This is a genomic window from Dyella sp. CR10 (genome assembly GCF_055814425.1).
This window is the reverse complement of sequence record NZ_CP185986.1, coordinates 4,953,652-4,964,789: the sequence shown is the minus strand read 5'-3', so window position 1 is coordinate 4,964,789 and position 11,138 is coordinate 4,953,652. Positions and strand designations below refer to the sequence as shown.

Sequence of the window (11,138 nt, the reverse complement as noted above, 5' to 3'; positions counted from 1 at the left end):
TCGCGCGACAAGCGCGCGCCCGGCGGGTTTGGCTTAGCCGCCGCGGCGGCCGCCGCCGCGCTGCTGACCCTTCTTGCCCTGCTGCTGCAGCTCTTCGGCCGTCGGCGCGGCCGGCACTTCGCCGGGCTTGAGCGCCTTGACCTTGCTGCCCGGCTTCAGGCGGAACTGGCCCTCGGTGACGACCTGGTCGCCTTCCTTGAGGCCGCTGCCGATCATCACGTGGCTGTCGCCCACTTCGCCGGCGACCTTCACCGACTGCATCTTGACCGTGCTGTCGCCCTGCACCTGGTAGACGTAATCGCCATCCGGACCGCGCTGCACCGCCTGCGCGGGAATCACCAGGCCGCCGGCCACCGTGCGCACCTTCAGCCGCACGTTGACGAACTGGCCGGGCCACAGATCGTTCTTCTCGTTGCCGAACTGCGAGCGCAGACGGAACGTGCCGGTGGTCGTATCGATCTGGTTGTCGATCACCTTCAGCTCGCCGCCTTCGGCGATCGGGTGCGCGTCGACGCGGTCCAGCGCGGTGACCTGCAGCGGATCGGTGCTGGTGCGCACGGCGTTGCGCACCATCTCCAGGTTCTGCTCCGGCAGCGTGAACATCACGTAGATCGGATGCAGCTGGGTGATGGTGACGATATTGCTGGTGGTGGTGACCAGGTTGCCCGGATCCACGCCGCGGATGCCGGTGACGCCGTCGATCGGCGAGATCACCTTGGTGAAGCTCAGTTGTACCTGCGCGCTGGCGATCGCCGCGGTGTCGGCCTCGACCGCCGCCTGGTACTGCGACACCTGGTTGCGGAAGGTGTCGATGTCCTGCTTGGACACATAGCCCTGGGGCGCCAGGTTCTGGTTGCGCGCCAGGGTGGAGCGCGCCGTCGCCAGCAACGCTTCGTCCTGCGCCTTTTTGCCCACCGCCTGCTGGTAGGTGGCCTGGAACGTGCGCGGGTCGATCTGGGCGAGCACGTCACCCTTCTTCACTTCCTGGCCTTCGGTGAAGTTCAGGCTGAGCATCTGGCCGGCGACCTGCGGATTGATGGTCACCGTGTTGAGCGCCTGCACCGTGCCCAGCGCGGTCAGGAAGACCGGCACATCGCGCTTGACCACCGGCTCCACCGTCACCGGGACAGGCGGCGTGTCCTTGCCATCGCCCTTGCCCTCACCGCCCTTGCCCTGGCCATTGGCCGCCTGCTCGGCACCCCCCTGGCCACCGCCCGGCTTGTGCATCAGACGGAAACCGACCGCTCCCACCACGATCACGGCGATGACGATCAGCGCGATCTTCCAAAAACGCGACATGAAAAAAGCTCCTGGATGATATAGGGCGGGCCACCCGACCCCGCCCGCGCGGCTTGCGCGCATGTGGTACGACGACGGAAGGATAGGGGCAGTTCAACGAAAATGGACAATGCCAGTTGACAGGGGTGCCGCATGACCGATGGCAGGGATGAACCGCGCCACTATGCGGCTGGCGTGTGTCGGCCCGGTGTCCGGCGAGGGTTCGGACCCGGGCGGCGCGTCCCGGTTCCCGGCTCGCGGCGCCCGGATGCCCTGGAAGACTTGACGCCGCCTTCGTCTATAATCCCGGGCTTCTTGCCTGAACCCGCGGTCCGGCCAGGCCCGACGGTTCGCCCACCGAAACCGGGAGTATTTGCGTGAGCGGTTCCATGACCAAGTCCGACCAGAGCTTCATGCGCAGCTTCTCGTTGCTGATCGCTGGCCTGGGTGTGCTGACGGTGCTCCTGATCGGCGGCGCCTGGATGATCTACAACGCCGAGCCCAAGGAAACCAATCCCGAGGCCGTCAAGAAGGTCGCCGAGCGCATCGCTCCGGCCGGCGCGGTATATGCAGGCGACACCGGCCGTGCCGCCATGCAGGCCGCCGCCGACGCCGCCGCCAAGGCCGCCGCCTCGCAGGTCGCCTACGGCGGCAGCACCGATGGCAAGACCATCTACGACAACCTGTGCCACAGCTGCCACACTGCCGGCGTGGCCGGCGCGCCCAAGCTGGGCGACAAGGGCGCATGGGGCGCGCGCATCGCGCAGGGCGTGGACACGCTGGTCAAGCACGCCATCGAGGGCTATCACGGCCCGGACGGCAACTTCATGCCGGCCAAGGGCGGCAACCCGGCGCTCACCGACGAGCAGGTGAAGAACGCCGTGCACTGGATCGTCGACCAGGCCAAGTAAGCCAGCCGCTTTAATAAGGTCAAACCAGAACGCCGCCCTCCGGGCGGCGTTTTTCGTTCGCCCCTTCTCCCCGCCGGGGAGAAGGTTGGGACGAGGGCGGGTGCTCGTGGCAGCCTCCATCCCTCGGTCTCAGGCCGCACCTCTCCACGCCTGCGCGAACTCCCGTAACTGCGGAAAGAACGCCTCGAAATGCACCTGCAGCGGCGCTTCGAGCTCGACCAGCACCGGCAGCGCGGTACCCACCGGATTGGCCCGGCTCAAGCGACCGGACACGCCCAGCAGCGCCCGCCCGATCTGCTCGCGCTCGGCATAGCCGGCCGGCAGGTCGTGCGCGTCCATGTAAGCGCGGAAGCGCTTCAGTCCGTCCGGCAACAGCGCATCGCGCCGATGCAGCAGCGCGCGCAGATCGTCCGAGTAGATCGCCAGCGGCTGCGTGCTCCAGCGGGCGAAATCGCGCGCCAGCAGATGGTCGAACCAGATGTCGAGCAGGATGCCGCCGAAACGCCGATATGGCGGCGGCAGCAGTCGCCGCGCCGCGGCGACCTCGTCGTGCGTGTCGGTGAACACATCGATCGCACGATGCAGGCGAATGCCATCGATCACGCGCGGAGGAAAATCTCCGGCGTCGAGCTTGCCGTGCACGAAATCGCCCAGCATGCCGCCCAGGCGCAGCTCGTCCTCGTCGCCCGCCAGCAGGGCGTGGGCCAGATGGTTCACGTCGCTTCCACCGGTGCGGACAGGCGGCGCGCCCGGCCGGCGGTTATCATCCTGCGCATGACTCCCATCGCCTTTCCCAATGATCCGGATCAGTTCCCCGGAGAAGCGGCCAGCTTCGCGCTCGCCGGCCCGGCCGGCAAGCTGGAAACGATCACCGACGTCGCCGACCCCGCCGAGGCTCGCCGCGGCGTGGCCGTGATCTGCCATCCGAACCCCGTGGAAGGGGGCACCATGCATAACAAGGTGGTGACCATGGTGGAGCGCAGCCTGCGCGAACGCGGACTGGACACCGTGCGCTTCAATTTCCGCGGCACCGGCGCATCCGAAGGGCAGCACGACTACGGCAACGGCGAAAGCGACGACCTCGCCGCCGTGGTGCGCTGGGTCCGCAAGGTGCGTCCCGGCGACGCGCTGTGGCTGGCGGGCTTCTCCTTCGGCAGCTATGTCAGCCTGCGCAATGCCGTGTCGCTGCATGCCGACGCGTTGATCAGCATCGCGCCGCCGGTCGCACGCCGCCATTACGAGTTCGATGCCATCGCGCTGCCGCAGTGCCCCTGGCTGGTGGTCATGGGCGAGGCCGACGAAGTGGTCGATCCGCAAGCCGTGTTCGACTGGATCGACAGCCTGCCCGAGACGAACAAGCCCGAGCTGGTGCGCATGCCCGACACCGGGCACTTCTTTCATCGCCGCCTGATGGATCTGCGCGGCGCCATCAAGCACGCCGTGCAAGACTGGCTGCCGCCACTGCGGAGTTGAACCCATGAAGATGCGACTCGCAGCCACTGCGATGCTGCTCCTGCCGCTGTGCGCGCATGCCGCCAGCTTCGCCTGCGCCAAGGCCGGCAGCGCCGCGGAGAAAGCGGTATGCGCCGACGAGCAGCTATCCCGGCTCGACAGCGATCTTGGCAAGGCCTACGCGCGAGCCGTGACCGCCACCGCCGACCCCGCCGCGCTGCGTTCCGCGCAGCGCGCCTGGCTGAAGGAGCGCGATGCCTGCGGTGCCGACCAGGCCTGTCTGCGGCAAAGCTACGAGCGGCGCCTGAGCGACATCGCCGGTCGCGGCACGACCGCTGCCGGCGACGCATGGCAAGGGCAGTGGGAACTCGATAGCCGCGCCGCGTCGGTTGGCGGCGTCATCGACATCACCGGCAACGGCCCCGCCTATCATTTCTCTCTCTCGGCGAACAACGGCGCCAACACCGGCGCGCTGGAAGGCGACTTCACGGTGGCGAACGGCCGCGCCAGCTTCAAGGGCGGCGAGGATGCGCCCGCCTGCCGCCTCGACTTCACTCTCCACGGACAGCGCCTCACGCTCGATCAGCACCAGACCGATTGCGGCGCGGGCATGGGCGTCTACTTCGGCGGCAACTACCTTCCGGCCCGCGTAGCGGCGGCGCGTCCCCAGCCCGACCTGGCCAGCATGAAGCTGCTGGACGCCGCGCAGAACGAGGCCGCGCGCCGCCTGCTGGGCAAGCAGGACTACGACACGCTGCTGGCCACCGCCAACCTGTGCGGCGGGATCGACGACAAGGACGGTCTCGGCGCCAAGGTCACCGACTGCTTCGTGCGCGGATTGGCCAATACCAACGCCGCCGTCATGATGGCCAAGGGCACCCAGTTGTGGATCGGCCTGCTGGTGTTCGACGAGCGCAATCGGTCGCGCATGCGCTATTACACCAATGTCCCCGCGTGGAAACAGAAGCTGCCCAGGACCATCCAGGCCTGGCACGACCAGCACGATGCAGCGCTGCCGATCGACAAAATGCCCTGAACACCCTACGCCCGCGCCGGCCTGCCCGCGCGCGGTCCGCAACGTCCCCGAAGATTTTCATGAGCGACACCTTCCTCACCCCGAGCGCGCGCTACCACGAAGGCATCGCCGCGCACCGCTGGGAAAGCGACCCTGCCCAACTGGCCGTGCTGCCCGAGTTCGATCGCATGCATGCGGCGCTGTGCGCGGCGCCGGAGACCGGTAACGGCGGCCTGTTCGGACGGCTGAAGTCACTGCTCGGCGGCGAGTCGCGCGAAGCCGTGCAGGGTTTGTACCTGTGGGGCAGCGTGGGGCGCGGCAAGACCTTCCTGATGGATCTGTTCGTAGCCAGCCTGCCGCATGGCGTCGCGCTGCGCCGGCACTATCACCGCTTCATGGGCGAAGTGCATGAGCGCCTGCGCGAACTGGGCAACCGCCAGGATCCGCTGCTGGAGGTGGCCGACGGCATCGCCGCGCGCTGCCGCGTCCTGTGCCTGGACGAATTCCTGGTCAACGACATCGGCGATGCGATGATCCTCGCCACGCTGCTGGAAGCGCTGTTCGCACGTGGCGTGGGCCTGGTTACCACCTCCAACACGCAGCCGACGAATCTCTACAAGGACGGCTTGCAGCGCGCGCGCTTCCTGCCGGCCATCGCGCTGATCGAACGATACTGCCGCGTGGTGGAGATGATCTCCTCGCGCGACTGGCGCCTGCGCGCGCTGACCCAGGCTCCGGTGTACTTCACACCGCCCAGCGTCGAAGCCGAGCGCTCGCTGGCGCGGATCTTCGCGACCCAGGCGCAAGGCGAGCCGGTCGAGGGCGGCGATATCGTCGTCAATGACCGGCCGATTCCGGTGCGCAAACGCGCCGACAATATCCTTTGGTTCGATTTCGACGCGCTGTGCGAAGGCCCGCGCGCGGTGGCCGACTACATCGAGATCGCAAAGGCCGGTCCGGCCGTGATCGTGTCCAACGTGCCCCAGTTCACCGTCTACAGCGAGGATGCCGCGCGGCGTTTCGTGCTGCTGGTCGACGAGTTCTACGACCGCCACGTCAAGCTGATCCTCTCCGCTGCCGCACCCATTACCGAGCTGTACGACGGCGAGCGCCTGCGCGCGGAATTCGGGCGCACGGAGTCGCGCCTGATCGAAATGCAGAGCGAGGAGTACCTGGCGTCCGAGCATCGGGCCGACTGACCATCCACCCGGCCTCGCCTTCCCGGGCGTACCATCCCCGCGTTCGCTTCCGCACGCGGGACCGCTCATGACCGACAGCATCATCGATGTCTCGCACTGGGACGAACCCGTGGATTTCGGCAAGGTGGCCGACGCCGGCATCGTCGCGGTGATTGCCAAAGCCAGTCAGGGCGCGACGGGAACCGATCCCGCCTACGCGAGATTCCGCCAGCAGGCCACTGCACAGGGCCTGCTGTGGGGTTCGTATCATTTCGGCACCGGCGACGACGTGGCCGCTCAGATCGACAACTACCTGGCCCAGGCCCAGCCTGGCGACGGCGACCTGGTCTGCCTGGATTTCGAACCCTACCCGCACGGCGCCAGCATGACACTGAGCCAGGCTCGCGATTTCGTCGGGCTCTTTCAGGGACGCACCGGCCGTAACCCGGTCCTCTACGGTGGATACTGGCTGAAGCAGCAGCTAGGCGGCCATGCCGACGCGCTACTCACGCAATGCCCGCTGTGGCTTGCCCAGTACGGCCCCACCGCCGTGCTGCCGCCTGGCTGGAAGGACTACACGTTGTGGCAATTCACCGATCGCGAGCAGGGCATCCAGGGCGTGAGCAAGGTCGACCGCAACCGCTTCCGTGGCAGCGATGCCACACTGCGGCAACGCTGGCCGTTTACGTAAGCACTTCACTTCGTGCGTAGCGTGACGCCGGGCAACGACGGCGCCTGGCCGCAGCGCCCCGCTCGCAACGCATCCAGAAATGCCGTCGCCAGCTTCGTGGTATCGCGTTGCACGGTCGCGGCGAACTGGCCGCCGCCGAAATTCATGTGATTGGCGCCATCCACCACCGCCAGCCAGCGGCAACCAGGCCCGAGTCCGTCGAATGCTTGCATGCGCCAGCGATAGTCCCCGCCCAGTCCCTGGTCGCGCGTACCGGTGACCAGCAGCATCGGCGCACGGATCGGCGCCCACGCGCCGGTGGGAAACACCGGCCCCGGGCCTTCCGGCGAAAGTGCCACATAGGCATCGAAACCACCCTTCGGCGCCAGCCCCAGCTTGTTGCGTGCACCAGCCTCCAGCATCACCGTGATCGCGCCCATGGAGTGGCCCAGAAGCGCCTTGAACGGCGCGCGGCATCGCTGCTCCGACCAGGCCAGCGCCGCATCGACATCCTGGAAGCGCGTGCGATATGCCGATGCATCGGTCACCAGCGCGGCAAGACCGCCCTTGAAGCCGTCCTCGCGCATGTCCTGCTTGAGCACCGGCAGGCCGCTCTCGCGATGGCCCATCACCACCACTCGCCAGCCGTCGGCACTCAACGCTTCACCTACATAACGCAAACCCTGCTCGCTGCCGCCGGCGCCGTGCGAGACCAGCAGCAAGGGCGGACAAGCCTGCGTCGCGGCCGGCTCGTACACCATCAAAGGCGTGCTCGCGCCGTCGGCGCGCGGCGCTTCGGTGCGCTGCGCACCCCACGCATGAGCAGTGGGCAAGGCCAGCAGCACGGCGGCGATCTTCAGCGGCTTCGACATATCCCCTCCCCTATGGCAGCTCGCACTGCGGTAACGTGGCGGCCTTTCCCGCAAGGAACCGCGCCATGACCAGCCTGCTCTTCGTTGCCCTGCTGTCCGCACCCGGCATGCCGGCGGATGATTTCTCAACGCGGGTGCAGCAGGCGAAGTTGACGGAGGCCGCCAAGGGCGGTTCCGAGTACCAGAAGAAAATGTGGGACGCGATCGGCGACCGCACTACCGATGCCCTCAAAGGCTGCATCGCCTCCCTGCCCAAGCCGAACAAGGCCCCCTTCACCCTGGTCGCCGACGTGCACGCGGACGGCAGCCTGGGTCGCGTCGAAGTGCGCGCCCCCACCGACGTGGCCACCTGCCTGCTCAGCCAGTTCGCCGCCTGGAAGCTGCCCGCGCCGCCGGCCGACCCGGTGCCTTACCCCATCGAGGTGGACTTCACGATCACCCAGTGAAGGCTCCCCGGACGGGGAAATCCCTAGGGCCTGATCCCACGCCGTAGCCTTGCCCGAGCCCCGAAGGCTCACTGGGATTTTTTCGACGCCCGGCAAGCCCCGCCACGCCTCGCACCAGGGCACTTATCCACCGATCTATGCACAAGTGGTTGGGTTGACCGAGCCGGACACCCCCGATATGTTGTGCCCCGTCGGTGCCTCTCCCAGATCTTTATCTGACGAGCGGCTTGAGGGAATCCGGTGCAAATCCGGGACTGCCCCGCAGCGGTAAGCGGAAACGAAAGCTCCTATCGCACTGGCCGTCAGGCTGGGAAGCGGGGGCGAGTAGGTCGGATCGTTCGGCGACGAACTATCCATGTCCGCGAGTCCGAAGACCTGCCGACACGCCGCGGCCTTCTCTGCCGCGGTGAGTGATGGCGGCTTCCGCGGGGAGGCGCGCCGTGGCACGGGGCATCCGCTCCGTCGCCCGGCCGTCCGCGCTGAAAACGCCTTCGCCTCAGCCCTGCGCGCGGGAGCAGGTCGTTGAAGCCCTTGGCCTGGAGCGATGCCGCCATGCAACCTATCGATACCGACTCGCGCGAGCGCACTGACGACCGCGCGGACGCATCCGCTTTCCCTGTCGCCGCGGCCAGCGCCGAACCTGCGCGCATGGAACCCGTCGCGGAAACCCCATTCGCCCTGACCCCGCCGCACAACCCCGGCCAGATGCGCGTGACCAAGCGCAACGGCGGCCAGGAAGTGGTGGACGTCAACAAGATCGTCCGCGCGGTCACCCGCAGCGGCGAAGGCCTGCACGCGGTCGACCCGCTGCGCGTGGCCCTGAAGACCATCGGCGGCCTGTACGACGGCGCCACCACGCGCGAGCTGGACGAGCTGTCGATCCGCACCGCCGCCGCACTCACGGCGGAAGAGCCCGAGTACGGCCAGCTCGCCGCGCGCCTGCTCGGCGCCTATATCGACAAGGAAGTGAGCGGCCAGGAAATCCAGAGCTTCTCGCAATCCATCGCGCGCGGCGCGGAGCTCGGCATCCTCAATGACCGCCTGCGCGACTTCGTCGCTGCCCATGCGCGCAAGCTCAACGACGCGATCGATCCGCTGGCGACGCGTCGCTTCGAATACTTCGGCCTGCGCACCGTGTACGACCGCTACCTGCTGCGCCACCCGCAGCTGCGCAAGGTGGTCGAGACGCCGCAGTACTTCTTCATGCGCATCGCCTGCGCCCTGGGCGGCAACGACATCGGCGAGACGCTGGAGCTGTACCGCCTGCTCTCCTCGCTGGAATACATGGCCAGCTCGCCCACCCTGTTCAACGCCGGCACCGCGCACGAGCAGCTCAGCTCCTGCTTCCTGCTCGACTCGCCCACCGATTCGCTGGAATCGATCTACGAGAAGTACGGCGACGTGGCCAAGCTCAGCAAGTTCGCCGGCGGCATCGGCCTGGCCTACTCGCGCGTGCGTTCGCGCGGCTCGCTGATCAAGGGCACCAACGGCCACTCCAACGGCCTGGTGCCGTGGCTGAAGACGCTGGACGCCTCGGTCGCCGCGGTCAACCAGGGCGGCAAGCGCAAGGGCGCGGCCTGTGTGTACCTGGAGCCCTGGCACGCGGACATCGAGGAGTTCCTCGAACTGCGCGACAACACCGGCGACGAAGCGCGCCGCACGCACAACCTCAATCTGGCCAATTGGATCCCCGACGAGTTCATGCGTCGCGTGGAGCGCGACGGCGAATGGTCGCTGTTCGACCCGAAGATCGTGCCGCACTTCGTCGACAGCTGGGGCGAGACGTTCGAGCGCGCCTACCGCGAGGCGGAAGCCGCGGGCTTGGCCACGAAGAAGGTCAAGGCGCGCGAACTTTACGCGCGCATGCTGCGCACCCTGGCCCAGACCGGCAACGGCTGGATGACCTTCAAGGACCGCAGCAACGCCACCAGCAACCAGACGGCCAAGGCGGAGAACGTCATCCACCTGTCCAACCTGTGCACCGAGATCCTCGAGGTGACCAACGCCGGCGAGACGGCAGTGTGCAATCTCGGCTCGGTGAACCTGGCGCGTCACGTGGTGGATGGCGTGTTCGACTTCGACAAGCTCGCCGCCACCGTGCGCACCGCGGTGCGCCAGCTGGATCGCGTGATCGACCTGAACTTCTACCCGATCGACACCGCGCGCACCGCCAACATGAAATGGCGTCCGGTGGGCCTGGGCGTGATGGGCCTGCAGGACGTGTTCTTCAAGCTGCGCCTGCCCTTCGACTCGGCCGAGGCGCTGGCGTTGTCCACGCGCATCGCCGAGGAGATTTATTTCCACGCGCTGTCGATGTCCAACGAGCTGGCCCGCCAGTACGGCGCGCACCCGGGCTTCGGCGAAAGCCGCGCCGCCAACGGCGAGCTGCAGTTCGACTACTGGCCGCAGGCGAAGCCGCACGACCCGGCGCGCTGGGAAAGCCTGCGCACAAGCCTGAAGGAGCATGGCCTGCGCAACTCGCTGCTGATCGCCATCGCGCCGACGGCGACCATCGCCTCGATCTCCGGCTGCTACGAGTGCATCGAGCCGCAGGTCAGCAATCTGTTCAAGCGCGAGACGCTGTCCGGCGACTTCCTGGTGGTGAACCGCTACCTGGTCGAGGAGCTGAAGACGCTGGGCCTGTGGACGCCCGAGGTCCGCGACGCCATCAAGCTGGCCGAGGGTTCGATCCAGGGCATCACGGCCATTCCGGAACGCCTGCGGCAGGTCTATCGCACCGTGTGGGAACTGCCGCAGAAGGCGCTGATCGACCTGGGCGCCGCGCGCGGCGCCTATATCGACCAGAGCCAGTCGCTGAACCTGTTCATGGAGAACCCGAACATCGGCCAGCTCAGCTCCATGTACATGTACGCATGGAAGTCCGGCATCAAGACCACCTACTACCTGCGCTCGCGCCCGGCCACCAAGATTGCCAAGACCACGGTCTCCGCCGCGCCTGTCGCCAAGGCGGCGCCGCAGGCGGAGCAGGAGCAGGCGACCGCGGCGGTGTTCTGCTCGCTGGAGAATCCGGAGTACTGCGAGGCCTGCCAGTAACACGCCACGCGCACCCATGAAGCCCTACCGGAACCGCAGCGGGAAATCCGGAGTCGCCGCCTACGAAAGCGGCGAGGGCTTCATCCGGGTGCGCTTCATTCACGACGGCACCTACGAATACACCGACGCCAGGCCAGGTCGCCTGCACGTGCGCAACATGCAGCAGCTCGCCGCGGCGGGCCTGGGCCTATCCACCTACATCAGCCGCTTCGTGCGCGAGCGCTACGCGCGCAAGCTCGATTGAGCGCCGGCGGCGCGCACC

General features: G+C 67.5%; 11 protein-coding genes and 1 riboswitch. Of the genes, 8 read left to right on the top strand and 3 right to left on the bottom strand.

Going from position 1 to position 11,138, the window contains the following annotated elements; genetic code table 11:
- Positions 1-33: 33 nt before the first annotated feature.
- Positions 34-1,299 (bottom strand): efflux RND transporter periplasmic adaptor subunit, encoded by a 1,266-nt coding sequence (locus tag ACNR9O_RS22240; RefSeq protein ID WP_473684631.1) that lies wholly within the window; start codon positions 1,297-1,299, stop codon positions 34-36.
- Positions 1,300-1,667: 368 nt separating this feature from the next.
- On the opposite strand from ACNR9O_RS22240, the gene ACNR9O_RS22235 reads away from it, so the two are divergent.
- The gene (locus tag ACNR9O_RS22235) at positions 1,668-2,189 is read left to right on the top strand and encodes a c-type cytochrome (protein WP_473684633.1); all 522 of its coding nucleotides are present in this window, start codon (positions 1,668-1,670) and stop codon (positions 2,187-2,189) included.
- Between the two features lie 129 nt (positions 2,190-2,318).
- Here the strand turns inward: ACNR9O_RS22235 and ACNR9O_RS22230 are convergent, their stop codons facing one another.
- Positions 2,319-2,906, bottom strand: coding sequence for an acyl carrier protein phosphodiesterase (locus ACNR9O_RS22230; RefSeq protein WP_473684635.1), 588 nt, complete (start codon positions 2,904-2,906; stop codon positions 2,319-2,321).
- Between the two features lie 57 nt (positions 2,907-2,963).
- On the opposite strand from ACNR9O_RS22230, the gene ACNR9O_RS22225 reads away from it, so the two are divergent.
- From ACNR9O_RS22225 to ACNR9O_RS22210, 4 genes are all read left to right on the top strand, one after another.
- Complete coding sequence (locus ACNR9O_RS22225) at positions 2,964-3,662, top strand: alpha/beta hydrolase (RefSeq protein WP_473684637.1); 699 nt, start codon at positions 2,964-2,966, stop codon at positions 3,660-3,662.
- Positions 3,663-3,666: 4 nt separating this feature from the next.
- Positions 3,667-4,677 (top strand): lysozyme inhibitor LprI family protein, encoded by a 1,011-nt coding sequence (locus tag ACNR9O_RS22220; protein ID WP_473684639.1) that lies wholly within the window; start codon positions 3,667-3,669, stop codon positions 4,675-4,677.
- Positions 4,678-4,736: 59 nt separating this feature from the next.
- A complete protein-coding gene (zapE, locus tag ACNR9O_RS22215; RefSeq protein ID WP_473684641.1) occupies positions 4,737-5,855 on the top strand; it encodes a cell division protein ZapE in 1,119 nt (372 codons plus the stop codon).
- A gap of 67 nt (positions 5,856-5,922) precedes the next feature.
- Positions 5,923-6,525, top strand: a complete 603-nt coding sequence (locus ACNR9O_RS22210; RefSeq protein WP_473684643.1) for a glycoside hydrolase family 25 protein — start codon at positions 5,923-5,925, stop codon at positions 6,523-6,525.
- Between the two features lie 5 nt (positions 6,526-6,530).
- On the opposite strand, the gene ACNR9O_RS22205 is transcribed toward ACNR9O_RS22210, so the two are convergent.
- The gene (locus tag ACNR9O_RS22205) at positions 6,531-7,376 is read right to left on the bottom strand and encodes an alpha/beta hydrolase family protein (RefSeq protein ID WP_473684645.1); all 846 of its coding nucleotides are present in this window, start codon (positions 7,374-7,376) and stop codon (positions 6,531-6,533) included.
- A 65-nt stretch (positions 7,377-7,441) separates the two neighbouring features.
- Between ACNR9O_RS22205 and ACNR9O_RS22200 the strand changes: the two genes are divergently transcribed.
- The 3 genes from ACNR9O_RS22200 to ACNR9O_RS22190 all read left to right on the top strand — a co-directional run bounded on the left by ACNR9O_RS22200 (position 7,442) and on the right by ACNR9O_RS22190 (position 11,120).
- Positions 7,442-7,822 carry a hypothetical protein gene (locus tag ACNR9O_RS22200; RefSeq protein WP_473684647.1) on the top strand — a complete coding sequence of 127 codons (381 nt, stop codon included), beginning with the start codon at positions 7,442-7,444 and terminating at the stop codon, positions 7,820-7,822.
- Between the two features lie 175 nt (positions 7,823-7,997).
- Positions 7,998-8,219, top strand: a riboswitch (cobalamin riboswitch).
- Positions 8,220-8,374: 155 nt separating this feature from the next.
- Positions 8,375-10,876, top strand: a complete 2,502-nt coding sequence (locus ACNR9O_RS22195; RefSeq protein ID WP_473684649.1) for a ribonucleoside-diphosphate reductase subunit alpha — start codon at positions 8,375-8,377, stop codon at positions 10,874-10,876.
- A gap of 16 nt (positions 10,877-10,892) precedes the next feature.
- Positions 10,893-11,120 carry a hypothetical protein gene (locus ACNR9O_RS22190; RefSeq protein WP_473684651.1) on the top strand — a complete coding sequence of 76 codons (228 nt, stop codon included), beginning with the start codon at positions 10,893-10,895 and terminating at the stop codon, positions 11,118-11,120.
- Positions 11,121-11,138 lie beyond the last annotated feature (18 nt).